We start from the raw sequence: 15,896 nt of genomic DNA, 5'->3' as shown, positions 1-15,896 counted from the left end.
AACTTCGATTCGCCGGGCCGTGGCGAGACTCAACGCACCGCGCGCAGGCCCGAAAGGGGATATGCCGTGACCATTTCATTCGCCGACCGCGCCAATGCCATTCGCGCCCTGTCGATGGACGCAGTCGAAGCCGCCAATTCGGGCCATCCGGGCATGCCGATGGGCATGGCCGATGTCGCGACCGTGTTGTTCAGCGATTATCTGAAGTACGATCCCGCCGACCCCAAATGGGCCGACCGCGACCGTTTCGTGCTGTCGGCGGGCCATGGATCGATGCTGATCTATTCGCTGCTGCACCTGACCGGCTATGCCCGCCCGACGCTCGACGACATCCGCAACTTCCGCAAGGTTGGCAGCCCCTGCGCTGGTCACCCCGAGAATTTCGAGCTGCCCGGCATCGAATGCACCACCGGCCCGCTGGGTCAGGGTCTCGCCATGGCGGTCGGCATGGCGCTCGCCGAACGGCACCTCAACGCCGTGTTCGATGACAGCATCGTCGACCACCGCACCTGGGTGATCGCGGGCGACGGCTGCCTGATGGAGGGCATCAACCACGAAGCGATCGGCCTTGCCGGCCACCTCAAGCTCGGTCGCCTGATCGTGCTGTGGGACGACAATGACATCACCATCGACGGCAAGGTGTCGCTGTCGTCGAGCGAGAATATCCCCGCCCGCTACGAAGCGACCGGCTGGCACGTCGTCGCCTGCGACGGGCATGATCCCGCCAGCATCGCCGCCGCGTTCGACGCCGCCATCGCCGATCCGCGCCCGTCGCTGGTCCGCTGCAAGACCGTGATCGGCAAGGGCGCCCCGAACAAGGGCGGGACGAGCAAGGTCCACGGCTCGCCGCTCGGCGCAGACGAAGTCACCGCTGCCCGCGAAACGCTCGGCTGGAACCACGCCGCGTTCGAAATTCCCGCCGACATCCGCGCCGCCTGGCTCGACGCGGGCAAGCGCGCCGCCGCCCCCCATGCCGACTGGAAGGCACGCCTCGCCGCGCACACCGACCGCGCCGAATTCGAGCGCCGCATGGCCGGCGACCTGCCCGCCTTCAACCTCGATAGCTATATCGCCGACCTGCTCGCCAACCCGCCCAAGGTCGCAACCCGCAAGTCGAGCGAAATGGCACTCGAGCCGCTGACCGAGAATCTGCCCGAACTGATCGGCGGCTCGGCCGACCTCACTGGCTCGAACAACACCAAGACCAAGGCGACCGGCCCGCTCACCGCCGAAAACTATGCCGGCCGCTATGTCTATTACGGCATCCGCGAATTCGGCATGGCCGCGGCGATGAACGGCATGGCGCTGCATGGCGGCATCATCCCCTATGGCGGCACCTTCCTCGTCTTCTCGGACTATGCCCGTGGCGCGATCCGCCTCTCGGCGCTGCAGCGTGCGCGCGTCGTCCATGTGATGACGCATGACAGCATCGGCCTGGGCGAAGACGGCCCGACGCATCAGCCGATCGAGCATCTGCCGAGCCTGCGCGCGATGCCCAACCTCAACGTGTGGCGTCCGTGCGATGCGGTCGAGACGGCGGCGGCATGGGATCTGTCGCTGCGCACCGCCGACGGCCCGTCGATGCTGGTGCTGACCCGCCAGAATCTCCGCCCGCTGGTCGGCGAAACCCAGGTCGCCGACATCGCCAAGGGTGGCTATCGCCTCCAGTCGGCGCAGGCCGCGCGCAAGGTCGTGCTGCTCGCCACCGGTTCGGAGGTCGAAATCGCCGCCGATATCCGTACCGCCCTTGAAGCACAGGGCATCGGTGCCGATGTCGTGTCCATGCCCTGCACCGAGGCGTTCGACGCCCAGCCCGCGGCCTATCGCGCCGACATCCTGCCCGCCGACGCGCTGATCGTGTCGATCGAGGCAGGAAGCACCTTCGGGTGGCAGCGTTACACCGGCCTCGACGGCCTCAACTTCGGCATCGACGGCTTCGGCGCATCGGGTCCGGCCGAAGACCTGTACAAGCATTTCGGGCTGACCGCCGACGCGATCGCCCCACAGATTATTGCACGGCTTGCCGCTTAAGGAGAGACAAATGACGAAGGTTGCGATCAACGGATTCGGACGCATCGGACGCCTGGTGGCGCGCGCCATCCTGGAGCGCCCCGATAGCGGTCTGGAACTGGTCACGATCAACGACCTGGCCGATGCCAAGTCGAACGCATGGCTGTTCAGCCGCGACAGCGTCCATGGCCGCTATCCCGGCACCGTGTCGGCGGATGGCGATGACCTGATTATCGACGGCAAGCGGATCAAGGTGACCAAGGAGCGCGATCCCGCGAACCTGCCGCACGCTGCCAACGGCGTCGACCTCGTCCTCGAATGCACCGGCTTCTTCACCGACCGTGAAAGCGCGCAGAAGCATATCGATGCCGGCGCAAAGAAGGTGCTGATCTCGGCACCCGGCAAGAATGTCGACCTGACCGTCGTTTATGGCGTCAACCACGACAAGCTTGAGGCTGGCCACACGATCGTCTCGAACGCATCGTGCACCACCAACTGCCTCGCCCCGGTCGCCAAGGTCCTGAACGACAGCATCGGGATCGAGCGTGGCCTGATGACCACGATCCACGCCTATACCAACGATCAGAAGATCCTCGACCAGATCCACTCGGACATGCGCCGCGCCCGCGCTGCGGCGATGAGCATGATCCCGACCACCACCGGCGCTGCCCGTGCGGTGGGTGAGGTGCTGCCCGAGCTCAAGGGCAAGCTCGACGGGTCGTCGGTGCGCGTCCCCGTGCCGGACGGCTCGCTGATCGACCTGACCTTCACGCCGAAGCGCGACACCACCAAGGAAGAGGTCAACGCGATCCTCAAGGCGGCAGCCGAGAGCGGCCCGCTGGTCGGCGTGCTCGCATTCAGCGATGAGCCGCTGGTTTCGATCGACATCGTCCATAACCCGGCATCGTCGACCATCGACAGCCTCGAAACCGCCGTCATCGACGGCAAGCTCGTCCGCGTGGTCAGCTGGTACGACAATGAATGGGGCTTCTCGAACCGCATGGTCGACACCGCCAGCACCATGGCCAAGCTGGGCTGACAGGCTCCCCTCCCGCTTGCGGGAGGTGCTGGCACCAATCGTCCTCCCCCGGAGGGGGAGGGGGACCAGCGAAGCTGGTGGAGGGGTAGTTCAACTCTTGGCGACGCCGCTTGCCGAAACTACCCCTCCGTCAGTGCTGCGCACTGCCACCTCCCCCTCCGGGGGAGGAATTGGAAACGAGTGTCGATGCGTCTCAAAGGCGGGGCGACCCGCTTTCCTACAACTGCCCCTTTCGGTTAGGGTCAAACCATGACGCAGCGTCACCCCCTTCCGAACCCAACTGGCAGCGCCGACTGCCAGCCGGACACGCCCTCACACATGCGCAAAAACGTCCGGATTGTCCGGAACGGGTATCCCGCTACCCGAAAAGCCGGAGCAATCGCATGACCGGGCGCATCGCCGGCATCGCCCGCCACGCGATCCCCAAGGGGCCGATGGAGACGATCGACCACGCCACCGTCACCCTCGAAGGCGGGATCGGCGGCGACTTCCGCGGGGCGATGAAGGGCAAGCCCTACAAGCGTCAGGTCAGCCTGATCGAAGCGAACGACTGGGACGCCGCGATGGCGCAGGTCGGCCATTCGATCCCCTGGGAACAGCGTCGCGCGAACCTGCTGGTCGAAGGGTTCGACCTGCCCCAGACCCCCGGCACCCGAATCCGCATCGGCGCGGACGTCGTCCTCGAAATCACCTGCGAAACCGAACCCTGTGAGCGGATGGAGGCGCTGGCCGAAGGGCTCCGCGCCGCGCTCACTCCCGACTGGCGCGGCGGCGCGCTCACCAAAGTCATCACGCCCGGCACCATTGCCGTCGGCGACAGCATCAGGATCGAAGAATGACCCGAGCCTTCAAGACCCTCGACGATATGGGCGACATCACCGGCAAGCGCGTGCTGGTGCGCGAAGACCTGAACGTGCCGATGGCCGATGGCGCGGTCACCGACGACAACCGCTTCCGCGCTGCGGTGCAGACCGTCGCCGAACTCGCCGACCGGGGCGCCATCGTCCTGATCCTCGCCCATTTCGGCCGCCCCAAGGTGCCGAGCCCCGAACTCTCGACCGCGCAGCTCGCCCGCCCGTTCAGCCAGGTTCTGGGCCGCGAGGTGCGCTACATCGACTGGGAGGGCGACGCCGAATCCACCGCGACGCTTCAGCCAGGCGACATCGCCCTGCTCGAAAACACCCGCTTCTTCGGTGGTGAGGAGAAGAACGACCCCGCGACGATCGATCGCTTCGCCGCGCTGGGTGACCTTTACGTCAACGACGCCTTCTCCGCCGCACACCGCGCCCATGCCTCGACCGAGGGGCTGGCGCACCGTTTGCCCGCCTTCGCCGGTCGCCAGATGGAGGCCGAACTCGACGCGCTCGACAAGGCGCTGGGCAATCCTGACCATCCCGTCGCCGCAGTGGTCGGCGGGGCCAAGGTCTCGACCAAGCTCGATGTGCTCAAGGCAATGGTCGGTAAGGTCGATCACCTCATCATCGGCGGCGGCATGGCCAACACCTTCCTCGCCGCGCGCGGCGTCGATGTCGGCAAGTCGCTGTGCGAGCATGAGCTGACCGGCACCGCCGAAGAAATCTTCGACGCGGCGGACAAGGCGAACTGCACCATCCATCTGCCCTATGACGTCGTGGTTTCGAAGGAATTCGCCGCCAATCCGCCCAGCTTGCGCACCTGCAACGTCCATGAAGTCGCCGCCGACGAGATGATCCTCGACATCGGCCCGGCGGCGAGCGAGGCGCTGGCGGACGTGCTCAAGAATTGCCGCACGCTCGTCTGGAATGGCCCGCTCGGCGCGTTCGAAACCAAGCCGTTCGACACCGCGACCATGGCACTCGCCCACACCGTCGCCGCGCTGACCAAGGAAGGGTCGCTGGTGTCGGTCGCCGGGGGCGGGGACACCGTCGCCGCGCTCAACCAGGCCGGGGTTGCGGGCGACATGACCTTCGTCTCCACCGCCGGCGGCGCGTTCCTCGAATGGATGGAGGGCAAGGAACTGCCCGGCGTCGCCGCGCTGACGCGCTGACGGCATTTTTTCGACCGGTTGGCTATCGTTGTCAGGCTTTTCAGCGCGTTGCCGCGCTGCAATAGGCCGCGCAACAAAGTGTCGGAACAGGGATGCCAGCGATGAACACCGCCGAAATGACCGCCAAGATCGCCGAGGGTAACGGCTTCATCGCCGCGCTCGACCAGTCGGGCGGTTCGACGCCCAAGGCGCTGGCCGGCTATGGCGTGTCGGACGATGCCTGGTCGACCGAAGAGGAGATGTTCGGCCTGATCCACGCCATGCGCAGCCGCATCATCACCTCGCCGTGCTTCAGCGGCGACAAGGTGATCGGCGCGATCCTGTTCGAACGCACGATGGACGGGCTGGTCGATGGCAAGCCGACCCCGGCGGCGCTGATCGAGCGCGGCGTCGTCCCCTTCATCAAGATCGACAAGGGGCTGGAAGCCGAGGAAAATGGCGTCCAGCTGATGAAGCCGATGCCCGATCTCGACGCGCTGCTGGTGAAGGCCAAGGCGCTCGGCGTCTTCGGCACCAAGGAGCGCTCGGTGGTCAACCTCGCCAATGCCGAGGGGATTGCGGCGTTGGTGAAGCAGCAGTTCGAAATTGGCGCCCAGGTGCTCAGCCATGGCATGATGCCGATCATCGAGCCTGAGGTGAACATCAAGTCGCCCGAGCGTGCCGAAGCCGACGCGATCCTGCGCGACGAGATTCTGAAGGCGCTCGACGCCCTGCCCGCGGGGCAGCAGGTGATGCTCAAGCTGTCGATCCCCGCGACCCCCGGCCTGTTCGACCCGCTGGTCGACCACCCCAAGGTGCTCCGCGTCGTCGCCCTGTCCGGCGGCTTCAAGCGCCCCGAGGCTTGCGCCGAACTCGCCAAGAACCGCGGCATGATCGCGAGCTTCAGCCGCGCGCTGCTCGAAGACTTGCGCCACGGTATGACCGCCGACGAATTCGACGGTGCGCTGGGCGAGGCGATCGACGCGATCCATGCGGCATCGACGACCAAGGCGATGGCCACCGCCTGACGTTTCCGCTCGACCTTTGGCGGCCAAGGCAACACTCTGCCCCCGAAACTTGCGATTCGGGGGCAATTTGAACGTGTTGAAGCTATGGGCGGCGGGGCTGTGCCTCGTCTCGGTGCCGCTCGGCGGCGCGGTTGCGGCAGACCGCGGCGATGCCAAGGTGGCGGCCGCCGGGGAGGCCGAAACCGCGCACCGCGAATTCGTCGCTTATGGCGAATGGGTGTTGGCACTCGACCGCGCCGTGACCCCGGCGATGAACGAAGTCCGCACCCTGAGCCCCGAATGGCAGGCTGCGACCCGGGGGGGCAATTTCGTTGCCGCCGAAGCCCGCTTCCTGCCGGTGCTCACCAAGGCCAAGCGCGCCATCGCCGACGCCCGCCAAAAGCTGGCGGTACTGCCCAGTCCCGACTTCCCGACGCTTGAATTGGCGCCAGAGATTCAGCCGGCGGCAGTGAAAGCGGAAATGGCGCGGACGCTGGATCAGCTCGACGCGGTGCTCGATTCCTTTCCCCCGGTGCTCAGGGCGCTGGCCCGCAAGGATATGAAGGCGGCAGAGACGGCGATGACGCAAATGGTCGGGTCGGCCAAGACGCTGTTTCGAGCGCAGGAAACCTTGGCTGGCGTATGGATGGCGACGCTGGAGGCGGACGATCCCGGTCGCGAAGCGATGAAGTTCGAACAGCTCTTTTTCCGCTCGGCATCGCGCCTGATGACTGCGACCGAGCATGTATCTCTACGCCGGCGCGATCCGGTGTTTGCCGCTGACATGCTGCGCATTGCCGATGATATGGACAAGGTGATCGCCACCGGGAACGCCTCGGTCGAGACCGGCCAGGCCAAGTTGATGGCGCTGACGCTGGAGACCGGCGCCGACGCTGAAGGGCGGAGCGCCAAGGCAATCCTTACCAAGTCGCACTCTGCGATGGGCATGTACCGCGACAGTTTCGCGATCGCTGGGCGCTACAGCGCTGCACTTCGCACCGCCGCCAGGCGCGCCAGCCAGGCGCCGCTCACGCTGGATCACCTCAACACGGTGATGCTGGCATTGCGCGCGACGCGGGTTGAGCTGGATGCCGTCCACACGCGCCAGGCAGAGGTGATGGCGGGGACGCGCTGACGGGCTTCCCGTCCGGCGCATCGCGGCCTATCAGCGCGACATGATCGATGATGACGACCTCCCGCCGCTTGGCCCCGAATTCGCCGCCCAGTTCAAGCGCGACGACAAACGGCCGCCCTGCCAGCTCTATCTGATTTCGCCGCTCGACGTGGATGGCGACTTCCCCGACCGGCTGGCCCGCGCGCTCGATGCCGGCCCGGTCGCGGCGTTCCAGTTCCGCGTCAAGGATGTCGACCAGCACGAAGCGGCGCGGCTGGCGGACCCGTTGCTGCGCATCTGTGCCGACCGCGAGGTCGCGTTCATCGTCAATGACAGCGTCAGCCTCGCCAAGCGCCTCGGCGCGGATGGCGTGCATCTGGGGCAGGGCGATGGCGACCCGCGGGAGGCGCGCAGCGTGCTTGGCCCGGCAGCGCAGATCGGCGTGACCTGTCATGACAGCCGCCATCTGGCGATGGAGGCGGGTGAGGCTGGCGCGGATTATGTCGCGTTTGGTGCCTTCTACCAGACCACGACCAAGCCGACGACGCACCGCCCTGACCCGGCGATCCTGTCCTGGTGGACGACGGTGTTCGAGATTCCATGCGTCGCGATCGGCGGGATCACGCCCGACAACGCGGCTCCTCTGGTTAGTGCGGGAGCCGACTTCATCGCGGTGTCGGGCGCGGTGTGGAACGGGGACGAGGCGGCGGCGGTGCGCGCGTTCGACGCCGTGCTGAACGCGGCGCGCTGATCATAGGGGGACAGGCAGATGCTCGACCGGATGTTCACGATCGTTGCCGGTCGCATCGCCGCGCTGGCGGGGCAGCCGGTGGCGTTCATCGTCGCGGTGCTGCTGATTATCGGCTGGGGGCTGACTGGGCCGGTATTCGGCTTTTCGGACACGTGGCAGCTGATCGTGAACACATCGACCACCATCGTCACCTTCCTGATGGTGTTCCTGATCCAGAATTCGCAGAATCGCGACGCGGCGGCGCTGCAGGCCAAGCTCGACGAATTGATCCGCGCGGTCGAGGGGGCGCGGAACGAGTTCATCGGCATCGAACATCGCAGCGACACCGAGATCGAGGCCATCCGCGCCCGGATCGAGTTAGAGTGCAGCGTGGATACCGAAGCGCATCCCGCCGCGACGGTCGATCGGCTGCGCAACCGCTATTGATGCAACCGCGCCGGTGTTGTCTCGTTATCCCGCTGTAACGAGACGGAGAGTGCGTGTGCGTAAGGGTGTTGCAGGATTGATCGCGGCGGTTGCGATTGCGTCGGGTGGCGCGGTGGCGGTGCAGGCGCAGAACGGGGCCACGCAGAAAGCGGCGCCGGCCAAGCCAGCGCTAAGCCGCGACATCCTGCATGTTCAGGCGATCCTCGACCAGCTCGGCTTTCCGCCCGGTCCGCTCGACGGGCGTGAGGGGCAGGGGCTGACCGCGGCGCTCAAGGCGTTTCAGATCACGCGCCAGATCCCGGTCACCGGTAAGACCGACGCACGGACGTTGCAGGCGCTGCACCCGCATCGCGCGATCCGCCCGACGCGGATCGTGCGTCTCACCCCCGAGATGCTCGCCGGACCGTACGTCCGCCCGTGGCCACGCGATCCGCAGGCGCAGGCGAAGCTCAAGACGATGGGCTATCGCAGCGCGCTCGAAAAACTGGCGGAGATGTTTCACACGACGCCGCAGGTACTGATCGAACTCAACAGCGCCGACACGCGGCTGGCGGCGGGTGTGCCGGTCGAGGTGCCGAACGCGATTCCCGCGTCGAGCGATTATCCCGCCGATATCAAGCCCGAGTGGCGGCGCACGCTGACCGACCTCAACGTCAATGCGGTGCAGCCCAAGGCGGCGCGCGTCGTCGTCGACAAGTCGGACAGCGTGCTGCGCGTATTCGACGCCAAGGGGCTGCTCGCCGCTCAGTTCAACGTAACCACCGGGAGCAAGCGCGATCCGCTGCCGATCGGCAGCTGGAAGATCAACGGCGTCGCGACCAACCCCGAGTTTCACTATAATCCCAAGCTGTTCTGGGACGTCAGCGATAAGAAGCCCGACGCGTTGCTCCCGCCCGGTCCGAACAGTCCCGTCGGGGTGGTGTGGATCGACCTCAGCAAAGAGCATTACGGCATCCATGGCACGCCCGAGCCGCATCTGATCGGGCGGAGCGAGAGCCATGGCTGTATCCGCCTGACCAATTGGGACGCGGCGCGGCTGGCGCTGATGGTGTCGCCGGGAACGCCGGTGATCTTTCAGGAATGAGCCGGTTGCGGATCGTCTTGTGGGTGATGGGCGGTTGCGCGGTCGCGCTGATCGCCTTCCTCGCCGCGACGATCCGCGTGGTCGAGCCGAGCGCCGCCGACGCTCAGCCCGCGTCCTTTCCCGTGCCGGCCCCACCTCAGGTCGCGTTGGTGGATGCGCCGGGCCTGATCGTCCCCGTTCAGGGCGTGCGTGCGGATAGGCTGCGCAGCAATTGGGGGGAGGCGCGTGGTGGCGGCACGCGGGCGCATCAGGGGCTCGACATCATGGCTCCCGCCAACACGCCGGTGATTGCGGCGGCGGATGGGCGGGTGGAAAAGCTGTTCTATTCCAACGGCGGCGGTGGGATCACCCTCTATCAGCGCTCGGCGGACGGCGGGTGGATCTACTATTATGCCCATCTTGCCGGCTATGCTCCGGGAATTGCGGAGGGCAGGAGCCTCCGGGCCGGCGACGTCCTCGGCTATGTCGGCGACACCGGCAATGCCGGGATGGGCAACTACCACCTTCATTTCGGGGTGTCGCGGATGGCACCCGGCGAGCGCTGGCATCAGGGGACGCCGATCGACCCCTATCCGCTGCTTGTTCGACGGTGACGTGACACGGGCAAACGCGCTGACGTAAGCCGGTTCAGTCGGCGCTGGAGACGGCAAACGCCCGGCAAAAAGTATCGACTGCAGCGGAAATGCGTCGGGCGTTTCGCTCGGGGTCGTTCGCGCAGCCAAAGCGGCGTTCAAGATCGCCGAGTCCCTTGCACATCGCGACGAACTGTTCCGCCGCCAGTTCCGGATCCGCCACAGCGATCTCCCCGGCTGCGTTGAGCGAGCGGAGCAAGGCGGTAAACGCGCGTAGCATCTGGCGCGGCCCCGCTTCGAGGAAGGCGGCGCCGATCGCTGGATCGGCTTCGGTCTCCGCCGCGATCCGGCGGTCGAACTGGATCATCTCCGGCCGCGACATAAAGGCCGTCATCGCCGTTCCGATCGCCTCCAACCGGGCCCGCAGCGGTAGCTCCGGCATCGGTGGAATTGCAAAATGCTCGCCCATGCGCTCACATTCGCGTTCGATCGCCGCAGCGAACAGCCCGCGCTTGTCGCCGAACTGATTATAGATCGTGACCTTGGAAACATGCGCGTCGGCCGCCACCTGCTCGATCGCGGTCGCGGCAAAGCCATGGTCGAAAAAGGATCGGCTGGCGGCGTCGAGGATCGCCTGGCGTTTCACCGGGTCGATCGAGCGTTGCGCACGCGTAAGGGTTTCGCTTGACAGAGTGAACGGTCCCGTTCATTTGAACGACAGCGTTCAACATAGCCTGAGTCGATGCCGTGGCGCAAGCAGGGGGCAGTGTCGCATGATCTGGATTGCCATCCGCATGCTCACCGGCGACGGCCAGAAATTCTATGGGTTGGTGTTCGGCATCGCTTTTTCGACGCTGCTCATCACCCAACAGCTCACCATTTTCGTCAATCTGCTCGAACGCGGCGCGAGTGCGGTGTTCAACGTGCCGTCGGCCGATATCTGGGTGATGGACCGCGTCAGCCGCACCACCGATGTCGCCTATCCGATGCCCAGCACCGCGCTCGACAAGGTGCGGTCGGTCCCCGGCGTCGAATGGGCCGCGCCGCATCTGCGCGCGACCGCATCGGTGCGCACCGGGGAGGGCGATCTGGAGGGCGTGGCGATCGTCGGGGTCGATGACGCGACGCTGATCGGCCTGCCGCGACGGATGGCGCAGGGCAGCATCGACGTGCTGTCGCGCCCGGATACGGTGATCATCGACGATGTCGGCACGACCAATATGTTCGAGGATGGCCGCAGCCCGATCGGCGAGCGGCTGGAGCTCAACGACCAGCGCGCGGTGATCCGCGGCATCGCCGACGCGGTGCCGAGCTTTACCAGCCAGGTCACGCTCTACACCAAATACAGCCAGGCGCTGCGCTATGTGCCCGGGACGCGTAACCGGCTGTCCTTCGTGCTGGTGGGGGCCGCGCCGGGCGTGGATCATCAGCAGCTCGTGGCGCGGATCGAGGCCGAGACGGGCCTGCGCGCCCGCACCCGGGACCAGTTTGCGCAGGATGGCATCGACTTCATCGTCGAAAATACCGGCATTCCGCTCAATTTCGGGATCACCGTGGCGCTGGGTTTCGTCGTCGGGGTGGCCATCGTGGGGCTGACCTTCAGCCTGTTCATCCGCGACAATATCAAGCAGTTCGGCGCGCTGAAGGCGATCGGCGTCGCCAATGGCACGATCCGCCGCATGGTCGCGGCGCAGGCGGCGTTGGTCGGGCTGATCGGCTATGGCCTCGGCGTGCTCGGCACGATTGCGTTCATCTGGAGCTTCTCCGCCGTCCCGACCTTCAAGGGCTTTTACATCCCCTGGCAGATCCCGTTGATCAGCCTTGCAGCAGTCGTGCTGATCCTCGCGCTCACGGGCTGGGTCGCGCTGCGCCGCGTGCTCAAGACCGAACCGGTGGCGGTGTTCCGGTGAGCGTAGCCGCCCCCAGCCAGCCCGCGATCCGCACGCGGGGAGTCACTCGCGATTTCATGGCGGGGAGCCAGGCGATCACCGTGCTGCACGGCATCGATGTCGATATTCGCGCGGGCGAGCTGACCTATCTGGTCGGCGAGAGCGGGTCGGGGAAGACCACGCTGATTTCGATCATGTGCGGCATCCTCTACCCGACGCTGGGCGAGGTCGCGGTGTTCGGCACCGACATCTACCGCCTGTCGGACGCGGAGTTGGTCGCATTCCGGCTGCGCAACATCGGCTTCATTTTCCAGCAGTATAACCTGATCCCGTCGATCGACGCAGCGAGCAACGCCGCCGTGCCGCTGATCGCGCAAGGGGTGCCACGGGCGCAGGCGCGGGAGCGCGCGGTCGAGATGCTCGCCGCGCTCAATATCGCCGATCAAGCCGACAAACTGCCCAACCAGCTGTCGGGCGGACAGCAGCAGCGCGTGGCGATTGCCCGCGCGCTGGTCCATCGCCCCCGGCTGGTGGTGTGCGACGAGCCGACTGCGGCGCTCGACGCACGCTCCGGTCGGCGCGTGATGGACTTGCTGCGCGAGGTGGCGGTCGCGCCCGACCGCGCCTGCATCATCGTCACCCACGACAACCGTATCTTCGATCTCGCCGACCGCATCCTCCGGCTGGAGGATGGCCATATCACCCATGACGGCGCGCAGATGCCGGAGGACCATTGATGCCCGACTGGAAACAGCTGAGCTTTGCCCGGACCATCCTGCCGCTGATCGCGGTGGCGAGCCTGGTGCTGGCGGCCCTGTTCATCTGGGGCGGTTTGCCCGACCGCAGCCCCAGCGCGCCACAGCGCGAACCGGCCAAGGCGCCGCCCGCGCTCGCCAATGCCGAACGCGTGGCCGGGGCCGGGGTGGTCGAGCCGTCGAGCGAGACGATCGACATCGGCGCGCCGCTGTCCGGGCTGGTGATGAACGTCGCGGTGAGCCCCGGCGTCCGCGTAGTGCCGGGCCAGCCGCTCTTCACCATCGACGACCGCGCGGTCCGCGCCCAGCTGACCGAGGCGCTGGCCGCGATCGGCGAAGCGCGCGCCGCGATTGCGGAGGCGCAGAGCGCGAGAGCGACGGCGGAGCGTCAGCTTGCCTTGTACCGCGCGGTCGATGACCCTGCCGCCGTGGCGCGCGCGGAAATCGTGCGGGTCGAGGGTGAGGCCAGCGCCGCCGCGCAGCGCGTCGCGCTCGTCCGCGCCCGCCTCGCCGCAGCACAGGCGCGGGCCGGCACGGCGCGGACCGAGATCGGGCGGCTGACCGTGCGCGCGCCGATCGCGGGCGAAATCCTGACCGTCAACATCCGCCCCGGCGAATATGTCTCGACCATGGGCGGGACCAGCCAGCCCTTTATCCAGATGGGCGCGACCGACCCGCTGCATGTCCGCATCGACATCGATGAGGAACAGGCGCCACGCGTCGCGCTGGGTGCCGCCGCAATCGTGTCGCCGCGCGGCGCTGCGGGGCGGCAGGTCGAAGCGCGCTTCGTCCGCGCCGAGCCGCTGATCGTGCCCAAGCGATCGCTGACCAACAGCGCGCAGGAGCGGGTCGATGTGCGCGTGCTTCAGCTGATCTACGCGCTGCCCGAAACCAATGGCGGGTTCCGCGTCGGGCAACAGGTCGACGCGTTCATCCCGGCGCGCAAGGACGGCAAATGAGCGGAGGTAAGCGCCTTGCCGGGCTGGCCTTGTCGGCCGCGCTCGCGGGCTGCGTGGCGGGGCCTGCGCCCGAGATCGCGACGCCAGCGCCCGAACTGCCCGCGCGCTTCGCGCTGATCCCGCCCGAGACGGGCGGAGCCGTTGCGGACCTGTTGCCGAACAGCGATCCGGGGTTCCTGCGGCTGTCGCGTGAGGCACTGGCGAGCGCGCCGACGCTGGGCGAAGCGCTGGCGCGGATTGACGAGGCGCGCGCGCGGCTCGGGCGGGCGCGGGCGGAGGCGCTGCCGACCATCGGCGCCAATGGCGCGGTGACCGGCACGCGCAGTAACCCCGACCAGTTCGGCGCCAGCCTGCCCCCCGGTGTCGAGATCGCCGCCGAGCGCGCCAGCTATGCCGCCAACCTGACCGCGCAATGGGACATCGACCTGTTCGGACGCGTGCGGGCGCAGCAGCGCGCGGCACAGGCGCGGCTTGATGCTGCGACGGCATCGGCACAAGCGGTGCGGATCGCGCTGGTGGGTGAAATCGCCGCGTCCGTGATCGACTGGCGCACGCTGTCGGCGCGCCGCGACGCGCTGACCGAGGATCTGGAGGCGGCGGAGCGGTTGGGCGCGCTGGCCGGGAGCCGGGCGCGGGCGGGACTCGTTTCCGGCCTCGATCCGGTGCAGGCGCGCGCACTGGCAGAAACCGCGCGGACACGGCTGGCGGCGCTGGCCAGCGAAGAGGCGCGGTTGATCGGGCGGCTGACGACGCTCACGGCGCAGGATGCGGAGCGTGTGCGCGCGGCGCTGCGCATGCCGCCGCAGCCGGTGCTTGTCGATGCGGCCGACCTGCCGCCGCCAGCGGCAGCGATCACCTATCCCGCACCGCCCGCGCTGCCCGCGACCTTGTTGCAGAACCGGCCCGATATTCTCGCAGCGGCAGCGACGCTGGAGGCGCAGGATGCCGAACTGGCGGCGGCGGCGCGGCGGCGCTTTCCAGCGCTGCGGCTCGATGCGTCGCTCGGTCTGCTCGCATTCGGCCTGGGCAATCTGTTCGACAGTGACTCGGTCGTCGGCTCGCTGGGCGCCTCGCTTGCCGCGCCGTTGCTCGATTTCGGGCGGATCGCGGCGGATATCGACGCCGCGGCGGCGGGCAAGCGCGCGGCGTTTCAGGCCTATCGTGGGGCGGTCTACATGGCGCTGGGCGAGGCCGAGGCGGCCTATGGCGTGATCGCGGCGGCGGACCGCGAGGAAATGTCGGCGCGGCGCGAGCTGATCGCTCTCGACCGCGCCGTCCGGCTGATCGCCCAGCGCCAGCGCGCCGGGCTTGCCGACCTGACGGCGCTGATCGAGGCACGGCGGCAGGCACTCGCCAGCCGCGAGCGCGCGGTGGCAGCGGAGGGGCGGGCCGCCCGCGCACGGGTCGTGCTGTGGCAGGCGTTAGGGGGAACGCCCTAGCGTCAACCGCGCCGAGCGTTGACTGTTACTCCCCCGCTTGCCGGATCGCGCACAGCTCGCTAATGGCCGCGGCGTTGTTTGGCCTTTGGGGAACACCCCGACGGCTTTGTCTTTCTCAGCACTGTAGGCGATCCCCATGAAGATCAGCGGCGTGGACATCCGTCCCGGCAACATCATCGAATATGAAAACGGCATCTGGCGCGCGGTGAAAATCCAGCACACCCAGCCGGGCAAGGGCGGCGCCTATATGCAGGTGGAGATGAAGAATCTCCGCGACGGTCGCAAAAACAACGTCCGCTTCCGCTCGGCCGAGACGGTCGAGCGCATCCGTCTCGACACCAAGGATTTCCAGTTCCTGTACCCTGAAGGCGACTCGCTCGTGTTCATGGACAAGGAAACCTATGACCAGACCACGCTCCCGCGCGACCTGCTCGGCGACGCGGCTGCGTTCCTGCAGGACGGCATGGACGTGGTCATGGAACTCTATGAGGACGAGGCGATCAGCGTCCAGCTGCCCGACACGATCGAAGCGACGATCGTCGAGGCCGACGCGGTGGTGAAGGGCCAGACGGCATCGTCGTCGTACAAGCCCGCGATTCTCGACAATGGCGTCCGCATCATGGTCCCGCCGCACATCGCCAGCGGCACGCGCATCGTCGTCGATGTGTACGAACAGACCTACGTCCGCCGGGCGGACTAAAGAACTCCCTCTCCCCTTCAGGGGAGAGGGTCGGGGAGAGGGGCCTGCATTCCAGGGCTGTCTCCCTTCATGCCCCACACCCAACACACACACCGGAAGGGGAGAGGGGGATAGGGGAATTTTGTTTTACCCATACGGCCCCAACA

Annotated in this window: 16 protein-coding genes; 15 read left to right on the top strand and 1 reads right to left on the bottom strand. The window is 67.2% G+C overall.

Annotated elements, in window-relative coordinates; translation table 11 throughout:
- The first annotated feature begins 66 nt into the window (after positions 1 to 66).
- From tkt to KYX69_RS01610, 10 genes are all read left to right on the top strand, one after another.
- The gene (gene tkt / locus KYX69_RS01655; protein ID WP_300492914.1) at positions 67 to 2,031 is read left to right on the top strand and encodes a transketolase; all 1,965 of its coding nucleotides are present in this window, start codon (positions 67 to 69) and stop codon (positions 2,029 to 2,031) included.
- A 10-nt stretch (positions 2,032 to 2,041) separates the two neighbouring features.
- Positions 2,042 to 3,049: a type I glyceraldehyde-3-phosphate dehydrogenase gene (gene gap, locus KYX69_RS01650; protein WP_300492912.1), complete on the top strand. Its 1,008-nt coding sequence runs from the start codon at positions 2,042 to 2,044 to the stop codon at positions 3,047 to 3,049.
- Between the two features lie 383 nt (positions 3,050 to 3,432).
- Positions 3,433 to 3,888: an MOSC domain-containing protein gene (locus KYX69_RS01645; RefSeq protein ID WP_300492909.1), complete on the top strand. Its 456-nt coding sequence runs from the start codon at positions 3,433 to 3,435 to the stop codon at positions 3,886 to 3,888.
- Positions 3,885 to 5,075: a phosphoglycerate kinase gene (gene pgk / locus KYX69_RS01640; RefSeq protein WP_300492906.1), complete on the top strand. Its 1,191-nt coding sequence runs from the start codon at positions 3,885 to 3,887 to the stop codon at positions 5,073 to 5,075. Before KYX69_RS01645 ends, pgk begins: the two co-directional genes overlap by 4 nt.
- Positions 5,076 to 5,176: 101 nt before the next feature.
- Positions 5,177 to 6,082 carry a fructose bisphosphate aldolase gene (locus KYX69_RS01635; RefSeq protein ID WP_300492903.1) on the top strand — a complete coding sequence of 302 codons (906 nt, stop codon included), beginning with the start codon at positions 5,177 to 5,179 and terminating at the stop codon, positions 6,080 to 6,082.
- Positions 6,083 to 6,149: 67 nt separating this feature from the next.
- The gene (locus KYX69_RS01630) at positions 6,150 to 7,196 is read left to right on the top strand and encodes a hypothetical protein (protein WP_300492900.1); all 1,047 of its coding nucleotides are present in this window, start codon (positions 6,150 to 6,152) and stop codon (positions 7,194 to 7,196) included.
- A gap of 40 nt (positions 7,197 to 7,236) precedes the next feature.
- Positions 7,237 to 7,926 carry a thiamine phosphate synthase gene (thiE, locus tag KYX69_RS01625; RefSeq protein WP_300492897.1) on the top strand — a complete coding sequence of 230 codons (690 nt, stop codon included), beginning with the start codon at positions 7,237 to 7,239 and terminating at the stop codon, positions 7,924 to 7,926.
- 18 nt (positions 7,927 to 7,944) lie between these two features.
- Complete coding sequence (locus KYX69_RS01620) at positions 7,945 to 8,352, top strand: low affinity iron permease family protein (protein ID WP_300492894.1); 408 nt, start codon at positions 7,945 to 7,947, stop codon at positions 8,350 to 8,352.
- 55 nt (positions 8,353 to 8,407) lie between these two features.
- Entirely contained in the window at positions 8,408 to 9,436 is a 1,029-nt protein-coding gene (locus tag KYX69_RS01615; protein WP_300492893.1) for a L,D-transpeptidase family protein, read from the top strand.
- Positions 9,433 to 10,029 (top strand): murein hydrolase activator EnvC, encoded by a 597-nt coding sequence (locus KYX69_RS01610; RefSeq protein ID WP_300492891.1) that lies wholly within the window; start codon positions 9,433 to 9,435, stop codon positions 10,027 to 10,029. Before KYX69_RS01615 ends, KYX69_RS01610 begins: the two co-directional genes overlap by 4 nt.
- Before the next feature lie 34 nt (positions 10,030 to 10,063).
- Here the strand turns inward: KYX69_RS01610 and KYX69_RS01605 are convergent, their stop codons facing one another.
- Positions 10,064 to 10,654, bottom strand: a complete 591-nt coding sequence (locus tag KYX69_RS01605) for a TetR/AcrR family transcriptional regulator (RefSeq protein ID WP_300492888.1) — start codon at positions 10,652 to 10,654, stop codon at positions 10,064 to 10,066.
- A gap of 127 nt (positions 10,655 to 10,781) precedes the next feature.
- On the opposite strand from KYX69_RS01605, the gene KYX69_RS01600 reads away from it, so the two are divergent.
- From KYX69_RS01600 to efp, 5 genes are all read left to right on the top strand, one after another.
- Entirely contained in the window at positions 10,782 to 11,918 is a 1,137-nt protein-coding gene (locus KYX69_RS01600) for an ABC transporter permease (protein ID WP_300492886.1), read from the top strand.
- Positions 11,915 to 12,634 (top strand): ABC transporter ATP-binding protein, encoded by a 720-nt coding sequence (locus KYX69_RS01595; RefSeq protein ID WP_300492884.1) that lies wholly within the window; start codon positions 11,915 to 11,917, stop codon positions 12,632 to 12,634. The genes KYX69_RS01600 and KYX69_RS01595 overlap by 4 nt, the downstream gene beginning before the upstream one ends.
- A complete protein-coding gene (locus KYX69_RS01590; RefSeq protein ID WP_300492881.1) occupies positions 12,634 to 13,611 on the top strand; it encodes an efflux RND transporter periplasmic adaptor subunit in 978 nt (325 codons plus the stop codon). The genes KYX69_RS01595 and KYX69_RS01590 overlap by 1 nt, the downstream gene beginning before the upstream one ends.
- Entirely contained in the window at positions 13,608 to 15,050 is a 1,443-nt protein-coding gene (locus tag KYX69_RS01585) for an efflux transporter outer membrane subunit (protein WP_300492878.1), read from the top strand. Before KYX69_RS01590 ends, KYX69_RS01585 begins: the two co-directional genes overlap by 4 nt.
- Before the next feature lie 136 nt (positions 15,051 to 15,186).
- On the top strand, positions 15,187 to 15,750 hold the full coding sequence (gene efp, locus KYX69_RS01580) for an elongation factor P (protein ID WP_300492876.1): 564 nt from the start codon (positions 15,187 to 15,189) through the stop codon (positions 15,748 to 15,750).
- Positions 15,751 to 15,896 lie beyond the last annotated feature (146 nt).

The organism is Sphingomonas sp. (assembly GCF_030145815.1).
Taxonomy (GTDB): Bacteria; Pseudomonadota; Alphaproteobacteria; order Sphingomonadales; family Sphingomonadaceae; genus Sphingomonas.
This window is presented reverse-complemented; position numbering and strand designations above follow the sequence as displayed.

Excerpts from the sequence above, each read along its gene's own strand:
- KYX69_RS01645 (WP_300492909.1), top strand. The coding sequence starts at position 3,433 with ATGACCGGGCGCATCGCCGGCATCGCCCGCCACGCGATCCCCAAGGGG.
- KYX69_RS01620 (WP_300492894.1), top strand. The coding sequence starts at position 7,945 with ATGCTCGACCGGATGTTCACGATCGTTGCCGGTCGCATCGCCGCGCTG.
- KYX69_RS01600 (WP_300492886.1), top strand. The coding sequence starts at position 10,782 with ATGATCTGGATTGCCATCCGCATGCTCACCGGCGACGGCCAGAAATTC.
- KYX69_RS01590 (WP_300492881.1), top strand. The coding sequence starts at position 12,634 with ATGCCCGACTGGAAACAGCTGAGCTTTGCCCGGACCATCCTGCCGCTG.
- KYX69_RS01610 (WP_300492891.1), top strand. The coding sequence starts at position 9,433 with ATGAGCCGGTTGCGGATCGTCTTGTGGGTGATGGGCGGTTGCGCGGTC.
- pgk (WP_300492906.1), top strand. The coding sequence starts at position 3,885 with ATGACCCGAGCCTTCAAGACCCTCGACGATATGGGCGACATCACCGGC.
- efp (WP_300492876.1), top strand. The coding sequence starts at position 15,187 with ATGAAGATCAGCGGCGTGGACATCCGTCCCGGCAACATCATCGAATAT.
- KYX69_RS01585 (WP_300492878.1), top strand. The coding sequence starts at position 13,608 with ATGAGCGGAGGTAAGCGCCTTGCCGGGCTGGCCTTGTCGGCCGCGCTC.
- thiE (WP_300492897.1), top strand. The coding sequence starts at position 7,237 with ATGATCGATGATGACGACCTCCCGCCGCTTGGCCCCGAATTCGCCGCC.
- gap (WP_300492912.1), top strand. The coding sequence starts at position 2,042 with ATGACGAAGGTTGCGATCAACGGATTCGGACGCATCGGACGCCTGGTG.
- KYX69_RS01635 (WP_300492903.1), top strand. The coding sequence starts at position 5,177 with ATGAACACCGCCGAAATGACCGCCAAGATCGCCGAGGGTAACGGCTTC.